Origin of the sequence: Pseudalkalibacillus hwajinpoensis (assembly GCF_039851965.1) — a bacterium.
In the GTDB taxonomy this organism is placed as follows: Bacteria; Bacillota; Bacilli; order Bacillales; family Guptibacillaceae; genus Guptibacillus; species Guptibacillus hwajinpoensis_E.
Genome location: NZ_CP156674.1, coordinates 640,412 through 654,567 on the forward strand (window position 1 = coordinate 640,412; position 14,156 = coordinate 654,567).

Here is a 14,156-nt window from a genome sequence, read left to right on the forward strand (position 1 = left end):
ATCCTCCTAAAACCAATTTTTTCGTTTGAAGTAGACAAGCATAATTGCTGTGATAATGATCATGACAATCCAAACGGCTGGATAACTCCATGGCCAATCCAATTCTGGCATGTAGGCAAAATTCATGCCATAAATACCTGCGATAAATGTTAAAGGAATAAATATGGTTGAAACAATGGTAAGTACTTTCATAATCTCATTCATCTTCATGCTCAAACTCGAGTAATACACATCAAGAAGCCCATAAAGCTGTCCACGAGACGTTTCAACCATATCATTCGCCTGAACAATATGATCATGAATATCCTGTAAGTAAAATGAAATATCTTCTTTAATGTATGGCACCTTACGATTAATCAATTTATTAACAACTTCTCTTACAGGCCAAACTGTTTTCTTTAACTGAAGAATCGTATTTTTGTATTCATTAATATCCTGAAGGGAGTGATTATCTGGTTCCTTCATAATCATACCTTCAAGATCTGCAATACGATCGTCCATCTCATCCATGATGATCAAATACTGATCAAAAATCACATCTAACAAAGAGTAAAATAGAAAATCAGATCCCGCTTTTCTTATTCTCCCCTTACTTTCTTGAAGCTGTAAACGAACGGGATCAAATAAATCACCATGCTTTTCCTGGAATGTAATTACGGTTTTTTCCATCATGATAAAGCTGACCTGTTCAATATCTAGCTCCGTGTCAGTGGCTGATAAATCAAGCATTTTGACAATAGCAAGTAAATGATCTTCGAAGAAATCGATTTTGGGTCGATGTTCTGTGTTCAGGATATCTTCTGTCGTTAACGGATGCAGGCCGATCATCTTACTGATTTCATCTACAATTTGTACGTTATGTACTCCATTTACGTTCACCCATGTAATCTTATATGAATCGATCACTGACTTCAGTTTATCTAATGAAATATTGTTGTATTCATTTATGTCTTGGTCATCAAACTCAATAGCTGACACCGTGACTTCTTCCGTTTTTTCCTCACCTATGTAAACGAGTGATCCAGGTGGCATACCTTTTTTTTGTGTTCGATTCCTTCTCAATTTTGTTCGTATTCCCATATGATCTCACCTCAATTCTTTTAGTAAAATACCCTAAATCATAGATTTGAAAACACAATGATGCGGATCAATATCTTTAAGCCAGCTGTTTATGATTCCATCGTCTTCGAAATAAGTTAATTAAGAATTGCAAAATAAAAACCCGCAGAGCGGGCTAGAAAATCTTCTCTTTGTCCATTACTTCCTCATAGTTTGCCCACAGATCCTCACAATCAGATTTCATAGAATCTGTTTTAATACCACTCCAGATCACCAACATAAAAAGGCCAAGCATCAAGAACATTGCAAATAGGGCAATCCATACAAGAACCATCGCCATCCTCCTTCACTACTTTCTATCAATTTATGAGGATGCGATGGAATGATGTCAGAATAAAGTAAAATTTTCATCACAGAGGGTGTTGCTTCCTCCCCCTCTAATGGTAAATGAACCAACAGGACCTTTAGAGCAGTTGAACTCACCACTTAACCGTCTTGTTTGACCTATGTTTTTAGGAAGAAGATTTTACTGCGACTTAAGATTGGGGTAAATATATTTTAACTTGAAAGTTTTTCTGAATTAAGGTAAAGTACGATAAAAGAAAGATTTGAGGAGGAAGGATATAATGAACCATTCTAAACAAGATATTAGACAGATCGAGGAAAAAGCTAAAGAAGATCAGAGAAAAGCCGAGAAAGCGAAAGCAGTTGTCAAAGATGCTCAGAAAAGCGCTAATCCACAACGAGAAAATAGCGAATTTAAAACAAACGACTGATCAGAAAAGGCCCTCGGAGTGAGGGTCTTTTCTGATTTACTGCTCGGTATTTAATTCAATTAAATTCCCATCAGGATCGGAAACAAAAATTTGCGCAAACCCACTTCGACTGGTTGGATTTTCATACACGTCCGCTCCTATTTTCTTCAACCATTGCAAAGTTGCATCATAACTTTTGACACGAAACGCGAAGTGTCCTTCTTTAGAATTAAGCTCCCTGGTGCCTCTAAGTGTTTTTGCAGAAGGATGTACAATAAGATGAAGTTGCTGACTTCCTACCTCATACCACGCACCAGGGAAATCGAAATCTGGACGCTTCATCTCTTTCAGGCAAAGCACTTCAGAATAAAAAGTTCTTGCTCTTTCTAAATCAGTTACCGCTAAACTCACATGATGAATTCCTTCAATTTCAATCATTTACTTCACTCCTAACTTGTTCCTAACGCTTTTTACCAACTTGTCCATTTATTGAAACGTCCACCAGAGGTCGGGTTTTACTGCCCCTTAAGGGTCGGATCAACAGGTAACGTGATTTTAAATGTTGTTCCTGATCCTCTTACGCTTGAAACGTTAATCTGACCACCATGTTCTTTAACGACTTTATAGCTAACCATAAGACCGAGTCCGGTGCCCTGTTCTGAAGTTTGATAATACGGCTCGCCAAGTCGATGAATAAGATGATCTGGTATTCCATTCCCTTCATCTTCCACTACAATCAAAATGGACTTTTCGTGCTCTTTACTCAAGGTAATTCGAAGTTTTCCGCCCCCAGGCATAGCCTTGATCCCATTTTCAATAATGTTAGAGAGGACCTGCTTGATATGAGATCGAATCCCTACACATTCAATTCCTGTCCTGCCATACACTTCAATGATATTGATGCCCGTTTCAGCAGCAAGCGGTGAGAAGCGCTCTACGACCTGTTTTAACAGTTCGTTTAGATAAATCGACTCATAGGATGTGAATTCTCGCTTTGAAAGAAGCAGAAATTCATTCACGATTTCCTCTACTTGCCCCATCTCATCTAAAACGACCTTCAAAAGCTCATCATTGACTGACTTGTTTCCGTCAAGCAATTGTAGAAATCCTTTTATTGTTGAGAGTGGATTCCTTATCTCATGGGCCACCCCTGCAGCAAGTTCACCTAATACATTGCTCGTTTCCGTTTTATGAAGATTTTCCTCGGCCTCTTTAATATCGGTCATATCTCGTACAATAACAAGGTGATGACCCGGATAAATATTATAGCTTAACGTAAAACTAAATGTTTCAGTCTGCTTCGTTTTTGGGTTAAATCGCTTTCCCTCTCCGCTTCTGCCGTTTTTGGCTGGATTGTCCCAAATAATTTCACAGTCACTTTCTACTTCTGAATAGTGGGTTTGAACAATCGATTGATAGTTCTGGTCGAACATCCGACAAAAAGCACAATTCACATTAACAACGTGGCCACTTTCACTCAGAATGGCCATCCCATCAAGCGCCCGTTCAAAAAGATTGCGAAATTGCTCTTCGCTCTCTTTTAATTCTAAAATCATCTTTTTTGTATGAGTAATATCTCGGTATATTGTTAAATACAAATCCGCATGGATACTTTTCTTTGATGTAAACTCAAGGTGCTTGTTAACTCCCCCCGGCATTGTAAACTGTATATCCCTGCGAAGTTCCCCATTTTTCTCAAGCTCACTTTGAAAAGACATTCCGATTGAAATGTTTTGACCTTCAAGAAAATCAAACAAATTATGAGAACGGATATCCTTTCTATTAAGATTAAAAAGCTCACAAGCAGCTGGGTTCGCATCAACAATCATTCTCTCAGCGTTCCAGATCAAAATCCCATCAAGCGCATATTCTAAAATGTTCCTGAACTTCTCTTTGTTTTCCATTAATTCATCCAACAACATGCGCTCAAGCGTAACATCCCGAATAATCGATAAATTCAAATTATTATAAGCCCTGAGCGTAATCGATAACTCAATCACTTTCCTTTTCCCTTTTTCAAGTATAACCGGGAGTTGCGCAACAACGTATCCCTTCTCCTCTAACTCCATCATCATTTGTTTAAAAGCATCCCTACCCTCAGGTGCCACATGATGTCCAACCACTTTATTTTTCAATTGAATTCTGTCCATCTCAAAAATCTCACAGCAAGCCTGGTTCACTTCTACAACTTGTCCTAATTGATTCGCTAATGTCATCCCGTCTCTTGAGTGATTAAAAATATCCTGCTTATCAGTTATTTCTGAATGCTCCCTTCGGAGTTCGCGTGTTTCCTGGTCAGAGCTGTTCCCATTCATGGAAAACATTTTTTTCTCTTCCCTTTTATTTTCCATAAGCGGTCTCCTTTAATGTCTTTAAAATAATTATATCATCTCCATCTCAGAAACCTAACAATAAACTGGGAGAACAAGAAAAACACGCCATTAAGCGTGTTTTTGGTTTTCGGGATTAAGAAAAACGGAAAGGTTCTCCCTGAAGCATTGTGTCATTATAGAGAAACAACACAACATCAAAATCCTTATCTTTCATATATTCGGTTAAGGTCTGGTCATCATTGTAGCGAATGTCATAAACCGTCGTATTCGAGAAATGCTGAGCAACATGGAAAGCAATTGGGTTTGCATAGGAGTCTTTAAGGATCAGTACACGACTTTCCTTTTCAACAGCCGGATTCTCGATCGTGACTTCAGCCGTATTGTTCATGTAAAGATCACCAAACTCAATCGGATTCTTATCTCTAAAAATACCTGTTCCATACACTTGTTTGAATGTACGGTCTTTACCGTTCCAAGTAATTTTGTAGTTATCAAACGTTTGATCAGTTGGAAGCATATGGCAGGTTTCCTCATCAGATGCGTCTACTGTTAAATAGAGTTGATTATTATAACTCCCTATAAACTGCTTATCATTCTCACAATTTAATTCGTAATCACTTTCATTCTCATTTGCTTCTGTATAGTAATCCGATTTTGCTGCTAATAGTTCTGTTACTTTTTTGTATCCTTTATAAGCTCCGATAATGTTCCAGTGATGATCGGTTTTGAAATAGAAATCTTTTAACTCATCGTTTGTGTACTCTTCTTTGAATTCTTTACCAACATCGACCAGAGGAATTTTTTCATGATCAAACTCTGAAAGAAAATATTCCTTATTTTGTATACCAGTTCCTTCTTTAATATAAGACGGTAGGATATCAACCGTATTAACTTTATGGGGCAGTGAAGCATAATACACTTCCTTCCCTTCTTCTCTCATATCGCTTGCAAATTTATTCAAATCGTGAACGGCTGATTTAATTTTATCGGAAGGTCTACTATAACTGGGTTTTGGAATAATCCAATTAGAATCCGATACATAGAAATCAAAGATATACGTCTTGTTGGTCATCTGCTGATACTGAAGATAAGATTTCAACCAGACATTTCTACCCGGAAACTGATCAAGAAAATATTCTTCAAATTGATCCATATATTCACCACTTGATACATTTTCTATTGAGAGATCCGGGTTTTGAGCAAGGTCTCTTTTTTCTACTTTAGAGACTTCAATATCTGCAGAAACGGTAAGGTAGAATAACATAGTAAATAAGAATGCAAAGAAAAGGATTATAAGTAACCACTTTCTTGCTTTTTCAAATCGCTGAATCATAGCAAATCTCCTTTACTGGCATTAAAACCTGAAATAAATAAATGGGTTGTAACTGGAATTCACCAGCCTGACCATTGCAAAAACCATCAACGTCATATAAATAGCTGGTTCAGAGAAAAGTGTGACAACCTGTAAGCCTTTCGCTCTAACAGCAAGTCGCTCGTAAACTCTGCTTACATTCGCTATGAATGGCGTGCTAAAAATGATTCCAGCCAGAAACAACATCCAATTATCATTCCATTGTAAAAGGAACATCGAGTCTATAAATGCGGTCTGATTTAAGCCAAACATGGTTTGTAAATAATCAAATGAATACGTAAAGTTATCTGCACGGAAAAATACCCATCCAACCATAACAAGGAATAGCACGTAAATATGCTGAAGTGGCGACCAAAGTTGACTTAACCACTTTCCAAATCCGAGGCTTTCAATTACGATAATCGCGCCATAATAGAAACCCCATGCCATAAATGTCCAACTTGCTCCATGCCAGAAACCAGTAATCGTCCATACAATTAATAAATTACGCACTTGTACGATCTTCCCGTGACGATTGCCTCCGAGTGGAATATACACATAATCTTTAAACCACGTTCCAAGCGAAATGTGCCATCTTCTCCAAAACTCTGAAATGCTCTTCGATATATATGGATATCGAAAGTTCTCAAGAAAATCAAATCCAAACATTTTACCAAGTCCAATTGCCATATCGCTATAACCCGAAAAATCAAAATAGATTTGAAGAGTGTAAGCGATGATTCCAACCCACGCCATCATGACACTCATCTCTCCAGCTGGTGTGCTGAACGCCTGATCGGCTATAACAGCAAAACTATTAGCCAGTAGAACCTTTTTAGACAAGCCTATAATGAAACGTTTGATTCCCTCATACACTTTATCAGTCGTTATCGTCCGTGAATTGATTTGTTGATCAACTGTGTTATAGCGAACAATCGGTCCAGCAACAAGTTGAGGAAAAAGAGAGATATACAGCGCCAGTGAAAAGATATTCTTCTGTACCGGTGCATCTTTTCGATACACATCGATGACGTAGCTCATTGCCTGAAATGTAAAGAAGGAAATACCAATTGGTAGCGGAACTTCTCCAAGTTCAATGTTTGTTCCAAATGAGCTATTTACACCATTCAATACAAATCCTGCATATTTAAAGTAGCCAAGAATCGCTATGTTCCCAATAATCGATAACGTTAGTAGTAGTTTTTTGGGTACAATGCGGTTTTGATAATGATGGATTCCTCTTCCAAAACCATAGTTCATCACAATAGAAAATAGCATGAGGAACACATATTGTGGTTCGCCCCACGCATAGAAAACGAGACTGGCAATTAGAAGCACGATGTTTCTAAAGTTTTTCCTCGCAAAAAAATAAGCAAATAAAACAATAGGTAGAAATGCAAATAAAAATACTAGATTACTGAAAACCATAAATCTCCTCCAGGATCGCTTCTCTTTATCTAAAATACTATACCATTAACTTATATCAATAATCCTCCATCTCTCAAAACTTTAACAAGAATGTTATGAAGATCATTTATTATATATTATTCGTATCCGAAGTAAAGATTTTAATGGCCACCGCTCCATCGCTCACTTTCGCTCGAATTAATAGTGGTTGATTGTACTCATTTCGAAACGTAAAATCAGGCCCGTACCAACTGACGGTGGCATCTCTACCTGGTTTCACATAAGGAACCTTGCGGCTGTGCGAATACCGCTCAAGGATATGGACTCCAGCCTTATCGACTGCATTAAAAAGGGTTGAAGAAACCTGACAGATACCTCCCCCGATCCCCTCAGACAGCTCCCCTTTGACAATAATTGGGGCAGGAAGATACCCCTTCTCCTTAGTTCTTTTACCTACGGCTTTGTTAAAGGAAAATGTCTCTCCCGGAAAAACCACTTTATTATTAATCGCTTCAGTCGCAAGAGTAATGTTAGTTGTTCGTTCATTATTAGCTATTTTAAAATAGGTAACAAATGATCCAATTTCCTTTGTACGAATTGCTGAAAGAAGTTCAGCATCTACTTTTGGATGAAGTTGGATGACGCTCGCTTCAATACGTGTTGTGCCATTATTGTATAACGATTGAAGCAAATTCTCCTGAAAAACGACTCGGTTCAATTTGTAGCCACTTTTCCCGTCTACGATTAATCCACGTTCATCAATAAATGCATCCCTCGGTGTTTTAGAGACCGCGTTATCTACATCATTGATTAATCCATGCAATCGATCTTGATGCAAGTGCGGTGTTCCGATTTCTTCTATAAAATAGTCTTCTTTCGTCATTTGCACGATTGACTTTCCTTCATGTTGAATATATAACAAATCAGCTGGTTGTCCAGAATAAGCAAGTAATAACGTCAGAAAAACGTTTATCATATACCGATCCCCTTTCTTATCTCGATCATAGTATGCGTCATTCTTATTATTTTAAAAATGGAATAGAGAAAGATCGCTTGCGCAATATAAGGGTGACCCCACTAGGTAAGGATGAGGAAAATGAAGCTAGTTCTTCCGGCGCTATTTGTGCTCGTCGTGACTCTCTTTCCAGCTGTTGTACTAGCTGAGAACACTTTTAACCAACTGCTTCCTATTAATGGTGAGATTAAGCTTCTTCCATGGGACGAAGTTGATGAACTCATTCCACGGAAATCAATTTTCACCATTGTGGATGTGGAAAGTGGCAAATCATTCCAGGTGCAAAGAAGGGCCGGGAGTCAGCATGCAGATATCCAGCCGCTTACAAATAAAGATACTGAAGTTCTTAAAACCATTTACAGAGAATGGAGTTGGAAACGAAGAGCAGCTATTGTCGTCGATGATGGAAAAATGATTGCAGCTTCAATGAATGGAATGCCCCACGGTGCCGGTGCTTTGGATAATGGATTTAATGGTCACTTCTGTCTTCACTTTCTAAAAAGTACCACGCATGGTTCATCTGCTCCCGATCCGGCTCATCACTTAATGGTATTAAAATCCGCTGGGAAACTAGATGATTACCTAAGCAAACAGTCCCCAGCTGAATTAGTTAATGTTCTCATGTTAGCGATTAACAACACCGACACTACTCTGTTGCGTAAATTAGTACCTCATGATCAATCAGATAAAGAATTACTTCTTCTCTCTCGTTTGTTCGTGACAAATTGGAAAGTGACAGCAAACAAACAGACCAGGTACTTTACTTATAAGGCACCTACTAAGGTTGAAATTTACATTGAGGAAAATGGTACTATTTCAACGACGATCAACCTAACTGCGAGAAGGGATCCAATTTCAAGTAGATGGCGGTTTGACATAACGGATTTGCTAGAAATCGCTAATCACTAATAAGGAGATGATGACATGGACCGTTTTGACAAAGCATATGAAGAGTATCTAACTAACGGAGAATCGTCAGTTGAAAAAGCACATGATCCAAATGCAGTGAAAATAACGGCAGTGCGTAAAAATGATGACGGCGATTTAATTGCCTTTCAAACAAACACTGGAGAAGAACTTGATTACTTGCAGGCATTAGATGCGGCGAAAAGCGGAAAACTCTCAGGCGTTGATGTTTTTCATAAATATGGTCGGGATATTATTCGTAGCGAACCGGATGGCACGAAGGAAAACAATTTAGATTATTTGCCTGAATTTTAAGTGGAACTTATTACCGATTACAGTACTGAGACAAATACTAAAAACAATAGCAACTAGCAGAGCCTTGAAATAAAAAAACGGCACCTCGAAATTTCGAGAAACCGTTTGAATTTAATATGTATGGTGATCCGTATTGGGCTCGAACCAACGACCTCTACCCTGTCAAGGTAGCGCTCTCCCAACTGAGCTAACGGATCAGTAAGGACATTTATTAATATACCTGAGTCGATTAATATCTGTCAATACTTTATCGGTAAAATAATAGTGGAACAAGGAGCCTGTGACGGGCTCCGCTACACTAACCGATTCGTTCTTCCTTATCTCGCTTTTCACGTTCTTCTTTATCCAGAGCTTCTTCTCGATCTCGTAATCTATGAGCAAGCCTACTAGAAGCATTAGCAGCTATACTTGCGACAAGATCATCAAGGAATGTATGGACACTTTCGCCTTCTTTAGTATCTAACTTTTCGATAATACCGATCTTCTGCTTATCAAGATGACCAAAAGTGGTAACAGCTATGCTACCGTAGCCAAATACAGCTCCAAGCGCAATCGTTTCGTCGACGCCAAATAACCCTTCATCAGTCTCGACAATTGATTGAAGAGGTTCAGAGAGCTTCCCCAGCTCTGCTAGTTTATCAAGTTCAATTCCGACGAGTACGGCGTGCTGGATTTCGCGCTTCCCAAGCACTGCTTCCACACTTTCCGTGCAATCATTCATTGATAACTCTTCTACATAAGGGGATTGCATTTCATATACAATATAAGCAATATCTTCAATGGTAACGCCTCGTTCTTTTAATAGGGCTTTTGTAGCTGCTTCTGTCTCTCTACTATGCACGCGCTTCTTCATGATTAGACCCCTCTCTTCTGTAAACCATAAATACTTCTATGTTAAAATCATTATATCACTAATGAAATTTACATTGTCAAATAAGCAAACTATTTCAACAATGATACAGGAGGCGCATCAATGAATAGAGGTACATACAAAGAAGAAACCATCTATAGTAATTATCTTAAAGAAGAAATTTCGTTCCAGGTTTATTTACCATACAACTACTCTCCGCTTTATAAATACTCTTTTCTCATTGCCAATGATGGCAGCGATTACTTTAAATTAGGCAGGCTTGGTCGAACAGCTGATGAACTTATTGAGAATGATGAGATAGAAGAACTTATCATTGTTGGCATTCCATATAAAAGTGTTGAAGACCGATGGAGAAAATATCATCCGGATGGTGAGCAGAGTGATGATTACTTACGCTTTCTCAGCAATGAACTCGTTCCATATTTAGATCAAGAATACGCAACCTTTCACCTTGGGTACGGTAGAGGATTAATTGGAGATTCGCTTGCCGCTACTGTAGCACTGCGCGCATCACTTGATTACCCGCGTACATTTGGAAAAGCGATTCTCCATTCACCATTCGTAAATGATGAGGTTATGGAGAAAGTAAAAGCATTTGCTGAGCCAGAGCTTCTAGCTCTCTATCACGTCATTGGCACGGAAGAAACTGACGTACCAACGACCGATGGTAAGACGAAGAATTTTATTGAACCAAATCGTGAGCTGAGTAAAATCATCAAGGAAAAAGACTTTGATTATTTTTATGATGAATTTGAAGGTGGGCACATCTGGAAGAACTGGCAACCAGATATGAAGCGAGCGCTTTTGCATATGTTTAAACTCTAAGAGACTCTACCATTTCTTATTTTTGAATTTTTGGTATAATTATAAGTGGAACATTATATGACTCGTCCATCATTGACAATCGAGTACATCAATCAGGAGGGAATGGAATATGAAATACGGCATTGCAATTTTCCCATCGAAAAAACTACAAGACGTTGCTAACTCCTACCGAAAACGTTACGATCCGCACTATGCGCTTATCCCGCCACACTTGACGCTCAGGGAGAGCTTTGATGCAACAGAAGATGAAATTCAGAAATTAACGCCAGTCCTGCACAAAATTTCTGATGCATCAAAACCATTCTCGATGCATGTGTATAAAGTTGGATCATTTAATCCAGTCAACAATGTCATTTATCTCAAGGTGAAGGAAAATGAAATACTTGATGATTTGCACCGTCAGTTAAATCCTGAAGAAGCACTATCTGAACGGGACTACAACTTCGTCCCACACATTACGATTGCGCAAAACCTTTCTGATGACGAGCATTCTGATGTATATGGTAGCATGCAGATGAAGGATGTTAACCATGAGGAGCTCATTGATCGCTTTCAATTACTTTATCAACTCGAAAATGGAATGTGGACCGTCTTCGAAACATTCCACCTTGGCAAAGTACGCTAATGCTTGTCACGATTGCGGATTCGAAGAAAGAAATGGACGACGCTTTTCAAGTTAGACATACTGTTTTTGTTGAAGAGCAACAGGTCCCTGCCGATCTAGAAATTGATGAATATGAAAAAGAAGCGATTCATTTTGTAGCCTATGATCAGCAAAAACCAGCAGCCGCTGGCCGATTCAGGGTGATCGATGGCTATGCGAAAGTGGAGCGAATTTGTGTACTAAGCGATTATCGAAAAACTGGTCTAGGTAAACAGCTTATGGATGCGATTGAAGAACAGGCTTTGAAAATGGAGCTTCATAAGCTAAAGCTAAATGCTCAAACAACCGCAATTGGTTTTTATCAAAAACTTGGATATCAGATTTCATCTGAAGAATTTATGGATGCTGGTATTCCGCATGTAACAATGGTTAAAACTTTATGACACTGGCGATTGCCAGTGTCTTTTTGATGTCCTGTCGAATCGACGATTATTTTCCACCTCCTTCCGTACATACTAGTAACGAAGCAAAATGATGATTAGAAGGTGAGCCTTTGGATATCGGATCGATTACAGTGGAATTGATCGTTGGGTTTATGGCATTACTTGTTCTAACAAAAGCGCTTGGCAAAACACAAATCACGCAAATTACCCCATTTGATTTCATTTCGTCACTTGTACTAGGTGAGCTAGTAGGTAATGCCATATTTGATAAGCACGTAAGTATCTTTTCCATTCTTTACGCTGTTTTGCTCTGGGGGTTACTGATTTACGTTGTAGAGCTAATTACGCAGAAGTTTCGAGGTACAAGAAGTTTCCTTGAAGGAAAGCCCTCTATCGTGATTCATCATGGAAAGATTGATCGTGATCAGCTAAAGAAAAATAAATTAGATATCAATCAGCTTCAAAATCTACTTAGGCAAAAAGATGTTTTTTCAATGCGCGAAGTTGAGTTTGCGATACTTGAAACAAATGGAAGCATTAGTGTTTTAAAGAAGTCAGACTATATGGAACCGACCAAGCAAGATTTCAATTTAAAACCTGAAACAGGTTATTTATCTGTTTCCATCATCTCAGATGGAAAAGTCGACATTGATAACTTAAAACTGGCCGGTTTAAGCGATGAGTGGTTACAAAAGGTACTGAAGGAGAACCGTATTGATCATCCAGACGAAGTTCTTTTACTGGAATGGAAAGAAGATGAAGGGGTCTTTTTACAGAAAATGAACAAAAAAAAGAGCAGATGATTTCTGCTCTTAGAACCAGGAAAATCCATCTTTATCTTTTCTATCTTCTTCAGCTTCCTCTCTTTTGGATTCTTCTTCTCCACCTACATCATTACCGCCAAAAAAACCCCAAGGATCACGGCGATGTTCTTTTCTATCTTCTTCAGCTTCCTCTCTTTTGGATTCTTCTTCTCCACCTACATCATTACCACCAAAAAAACCCCAAGGATCACGGCGATGTTCTTTTCTATCTTCTTCAGCTTCCTCTCTTTTGGATTCTTCTTCTCCACCTACATCATTACCGCCAAAAAAACCCCAAGGATCACGGCGATGTTCTTTTTTTTCTTCATGTTTTTCCTCTACTTTGTGATCGTGATGCTCTCTTTCATCTTGAATAATATCTTCATTAGCTTTAACAATAGGTTTTTCTACATGAATAACTTGTGGCTTACGTTTCTTTTCAGACATACTTTACCCTCCCCGCTTTATACTCCTAACACCCTTTATCTTATGCATCGTATGGTCATTGGGTATGGGCGTTACTTGCGTCTTTCTTAATAGCTAATAGCTATTTGATTGGAGACTCTAATCCGGTAATTTTCTTTTTGAAAAAATACAAACCCTTCTACGCTTACAGGTTCTTTGAATTCAGACCTAACCGGAATTTGAAAGCTATCAATCCCGATTTGATCCCCTGGCTTAAGCGTAACCGGATGAAGAGGTGCTACCCATATCTCACCTTTTTCTCTTGATTTTTCAAGCCAATCATGCTCCGTGAATACCCAATGGGTTTGGTCGCTGGAAGAATTGGCTCGTGTTTCAGCCTCTTCGATTGGAAATATTCTTCCTTTCAAAACAGCTGTTTCAATTGGATTAAATCGGAAACAAACAATTGGATTTTGTAAATTCCTTGCGCCTCGATTTTCAATCTGCAAATCCCCTCGAATGATAACAGATTGGTCCCCACTCATAATGATTGAGGTATTAAAATAAGCAATAGCGTATACTTCATCTAACTTTGTACCAGTTGATTCTTCTGGCTCCACCGCAGAAGAAGTCATATACTTAGTTCTTTTTTCTAAATTCTTAATTTTACCTTGCAAGTGATTTAGTAATTTATCTTTTTCATTAATGTCAATTTGCATGTCAGCAAGCAATGCTTCATATCCTTTTACTTTTTTCTCATAAACCTTCACTGTACTCTGAGCTACATTCCTTTTTTCTATTTCAAGGATTTTTGCCACGTTTTCTTTTGTTTTATTTTCAATCTCATGTTGGAGATTCTCTAACTCTCCTTTAAGTTGAGTGATTTGTTCATCACTAGCTTTTTTGGAAGATAGTTCCTTTTCAAGTGAAGTAATTTGATCTTTTGCAAAGATTAGTTCTTTCTCAAGCTCTAACGACTTCTCCTGGAAATATTTTGTTCGTGTAATGAGTCGAGAATAACTTAGCTTTTCTCCCTGCATTAAGACTCCTCCTCCCTAACCGAA

Annotated in this window: 17 protein-coding genes and 1 tRNA gene; 7 read left to right on the forward strand and 11 right to left on the reverse strand. The window is 38.4% G+C overall.

From position 1 onward, the window contains the following. Positions 1-6: 6 nt before the first annotated feature. Both corA and ABFG93_RS03230 read right to left on the reverse strand, forming a co-directional pair. Positions 7-1,080 carry a magnesium/cobalt transporter CorA gene (gene corA / locus ABFG93_RS03225; protein WP_347550603.1) on the reverse strand — a complete coding sequence of 358 codons (1,074 nt, stop codon included), beginning with the start codon at positions 1,078-1,080 and terminating at the stop codon, positions 7-9. Between the two features lie 154 nt (positions 1,081-1,234). Next, positions 1,235-1,393 carry a hypothetical protein gene (locus tag ABFG93_RS03230; RefSeq protein ID WP_347550604.1) on the reverse strand — a complete coding sequence of 53 codons (159 nt, stop codon included), beginning with the start codon at positions 1,391-1,393 and terminating at the stop codon, positions 1,235-1,237. Between the two features lie 292 nt (positions 1,394-1,685). Between ABFG93_RS03230 and ABFG93_RS03235 the strand changes: the two genes are divergently transcribed. Further along, positions 1,686-1,835 (forward strand): hypothetical protein, encoded by a 150-nt coding sequence (locus tag ABFG93_RS03235; protein ID WP_347550606.1) that lies wholly within the window; start codon positions 1,686-1,688, stop codon positions 1,833-1,835. 36 nt (positions 1,836-1,871) lie between these two features. On the opposite strand, the gene ABFG93_RS03240 is transcribed toward ABFG93_RS03235, so the two are convergent. The 5 genes from ABFG93_RS03240 to ABFG93_RS03260 all read right to left on the reverse strand — a co-directional run bounded on the left by ABFG93_RS03240 (position 1,872) and on the right by ABFG93_RS03260 (position 7,881). Next, positions 1,872-2,252 (reverse strand): VOC family protein, encoded by a 381-nt coding sequence (locus ABFG93_RS03240; RefSeq protein ID WP_347550607.1) that lies wholly within the window; start codon positions 2,250-2,252, stop codon positions 1,872-1,874. A 77-nt stretch (positions 2,253-2,329) separates the two neighbouring features. Further along, complete coding sequence (locus ABFG93_RS03245) at positions 2,330-4,165, reverse strand: PAS domain-containing protein (protein ID WP_347550609.1); 1,836 nt, start codon at positions 4,163-4,165, stop codon at positions 2,330-2,332. Between the two features lie 115 nt (positions 4,166-4,280). After that, positions 4,281-5,480 (reverse strand): DHHW family protein, encoded by a 1,200-nt coding sequence (locus ABFG93_RS03250; RefSeq protein WP_347550611.1) that lies wholly within the window; start codon positions 5,478-5,480, stop codon positions 4,281-4,283. 21 nt (positions 5,481-5,501) lie between these two features. Continuing rightward, positions 5,502-6,926, reverse strand: a complete 1,425-nt coding sequence (locus ABFG93_RS03255) for an MBOAT family O-acyltransferase (RefSeq protein ID WP_347550613.1) — start codon at positions 6,924-6,926, stop codon at positions 5,502-5,504. A 109-nt stretch (positions 6,927-7,035) separates the two neighbouring features. Next, positions 7,036-7,881, reverse strand: a complete 846-nt coding sequence (locus ABFG93_RS03260) for a VanW family protein (protein WP_347550615.1) — start codon at positions 7,879-7,881, stop codon at positions 7,036-7,038. 120 nt (positions 7,882-8,001) lie between these two features. On the opposite strand from ABFG93_RS03260, the gene ABFG93_RS03265 reads away from it, so the two are divergent. Both ABFG93_RS03265 and ABFG93_RS03270 read left to right on the forward strand, forming a co-directional pair. Then, a complete protein-coding gene (locus ABFG93_RS03265; RefSeq protein ID WP_347550617.1) occupies positions 8,002-8,829 on the forward strand; it encodes a hypothetical protein in 828 nt (275 codons plus the stop codon). A gap of 15 nt (positions 8,830-8,844) precedes the next feature. Continuing rightward, positions 8,845-9,141: a DUF3892 domain-containing protein gene (locus tag ABFG93_RS03270; RefSeq protein WP_347550619.1), complete on the forward strand. Its 297-nt coding sequence runs from the start codon at positions 8,845-8,847 to the stop codon at positions 9,139-9,141. A gap of 121 nt (positions 9,142-9,262) precedes the next feature. Here ABFG93_RS03270 and ABFG93_RS03275 read toward each other — a convergent pair. Both ABFG93_RS03275 and ABFG93_RS03280 read right to left on the reverse strand, forming a co-directional pair. Beyond that, positions 9,263-9,338: transfer RNA gene (locus ABFG93_RS03275), tRNA-Val, on the reverse strand. A gap of 101 nt (positions 9,339-9,439) precedes the next feature. Continuing rightward, complete coding sequence (locus ABFG93_RS03280) at positions 9,440-9,994, reverse strand: phosphatidylglycerophosphatase A family protein (protein WP_347550620.1); 555 nt, start codon at positions 9,992-9,994, stop codon at positions 9,440-9,442. A gap of 120 nt (positions 9,995-10,114) precedes the next feature. Here ABFG93_RS03280 and ABFG93_RS03285 point away from each other — a divergent pair, with 120 nt between their 5' ends. The 4 genes from ABFG93_RS03285 to ABFG93_RS03300 all read left to right on the forward strand — a co-directional run bounded on the left by ABFG93_RS03285 (position 10,115) and on the right by ABFG93_RS03300 (position 12,687). Continuing rightward, complete coding sequence (locus tag ABFG93_RS03285) at positions 10,115-10,837, forward strand: alpha/beta hydrolase (protein WP_347550622.1); 723 nt, start codon at positions 10,115-10,117, stop codon at positions 10,835-10,837. A gap of 109 nt (positions 10,838-10,946) precedes the next feature. Continuing rightward, complete coding sequence (locus ABFG93_RS03290; RefSeq protein WP_347550624.1) at positions 10,947-11,462, forward strand: YjcG family protein; 516 nt, start codon at positions 10,947-10,949, stop codon at positions 11,460-11,462. Then, positions 11,462-11,884: a GNAT family N-acetyltransferase gene (locus ABFG93_RS03295; RefSeq protein ID WP_347550626.1), complete on the forward strand. Its 423-nt coding sequence runs from the start codon at positions 11,462-11,464 to the stop codon at positions 11,882-11,884. Before ABFG93_RS03290 ends, ABFG93_RS03295 begins: the two co-directional genes overlap by 1 nt. 152 nt (positions 11,885-12,036) lie before the next feature. Continuing rightward, positions 12,037-12,687, forward strand: a complete 651-nt coding sequence (locus tag ABFG93_RS03300; RefSeq protein ID WP_347552739.1) for a DUF421 domain-containing protein — start codon at positions 12,037-12,039, stop codon at positions 12,685-12,687. Positions 12,688-12,696: 9 nt separating this feature from the next. On the opposite strand, the gene ABFG93_RS03305 is transcribed toward ABFG93_RS03300, so the two are convergent. Beyond that, the gene (locus ABFG93_RS03305) at positions 12,697-13,134 is read right to left on the reverse strand and encodes a hypothetical protein (protein WP_347550628.1); all 438 of its coding nucleotides are present in this window, start codon (positions 13,132-13,134) and stop codon (positions 12,697-12,699) included. 86 nt (positions 13,135-13,220) lie between these two features. Next, entirely contained in the window at positions 13,221-14,132 is a 912-nt protein-coding gene (locus tag ABFG93_RS03310) for a hypothetical protein (protein WP_347550629.1), read from the reverse strand. Positions 14,133-14,156 lie beyond the last annotated feature (24 nt).

Bases quoted from the DNA above. Each gene is read 5' to 3' on its own strand.
- ABFG93_RS03235 (WP_347550606.1), top strand. From the start codon at position 1,686: ATGAACCATTCTAAACAAGATATTAGACAGATCGAGGAAAAAGCTAAA.
- ABFG93_RS03310 (WP_347550629.1), bottom strand. From the start codon at position 14,132: ATGCAGGGAGAAAAGCTAAGTTATTCTCGACTCATTACACGAACAAAA.
- ABFG93_RS03240 (WP_347550607.1), bottom strand. From the start codon at position 2,252: ATGATTGAAATTGAAGGAATTCATCATGTGAGTTTAGCGGTAACTGAT.
- ABFG93_RS03305 (WP_347550628.1), bottom strand. From the start codon at position 13,134: ATGTCTGAAAAGAAACGTAAGCCACAAGTTATTCATGTAGAAAAACCT.
- ABFG93_RS03265 (WP_347550617.1), top strand. From the start codon at position 8,002: ATGAAGCTAGTTCTTCCGGCGCTATTTGTGCTCGTCGTGACTCTCTTT.
- ABFG93_RS03230 (WP_347550604.1), bottom strand. From the start codon at position 1,393: ATGGTTCTTGTATGGATTGCCCTATTTGCAATGTTCTTGATGCTTGGC.
- ABFG93_RS03245 (WP_347550609.1), bottom strand. From the start codon at position 4,165: ATGGAAAATAAAAGGGAAGAGAAAAAAATGTTTTCCATGAATGGGAAC.
- ABFG93_RS03255 (WP_347550613.1), bottom strand. From the start codon at position 6,926: ATGGTTTTCAGTAATCTAGTATTTTTATTTGCATTTCTACCTATTGTT.
- ABFG93_RS03290 (WP_347550624.1), top strand. From the start codon at position 10,947: ATGAAATACGGCATTGCAATTTTCCCATCGAAAAAACTACAAGACGTT.
- ABFG93_RS03280 (WP_347550620.1), bottom strand. From the start codon at position 9,994: ATGAAGAAGCGCGTGCATAGTAGAGAGACAGAAGCAGCTACAAAAGCC.
- ABFG93_RS03270 (WP_347550619.1), top strand. From the start codon at position 8,845: ATGGACCGTTTTGACAAAGCATATGAAGAGTATCTAACTAACGGAGAA.
- ABFG93_RS03300 (WP_347552739.1), top strand. From the start codon at position 12,037: ATGGCATTACTTGTTCTAACAAAAGCGCTTGGCAAAACACAAATCACG.
- ABFG93_RS03295 (WP_347550626.1), top strand. From the start codon at position 11,462: ATGCTTGTCACGATTGCGGATTCGAAGAAAGAAATGGACGACGCTTTT.
- corA (WP_347550603.1), bottom strand. From the start codon at position 1,080: ATGGGAATACGAACAAAATTGAGAAGGAATCGAACACAAAAAAAAGGT.
- ABFG93_RS03285 (WP_347550622.1), top strand. From the start codon at position 10,115: ATGAATAGAGGTACATACAAAGAAGAAACCATCTATAGTAATTATCTT.
- ABFG93_RS03250 (WP_347550611.1), bottom strand. From the start codon at position 5,480: ATGATTCAGCGATTTGAAAAAGCAAGAAAGTGGTTACTTATAATCCTT.
- ABFG93_RS03260 (WP_347550615.1), bottom strand. From the start codon at position 7,881: ATGATAAACGTTTTTCTGACGTTATTACTTGCTTATTCTGGACAACCA.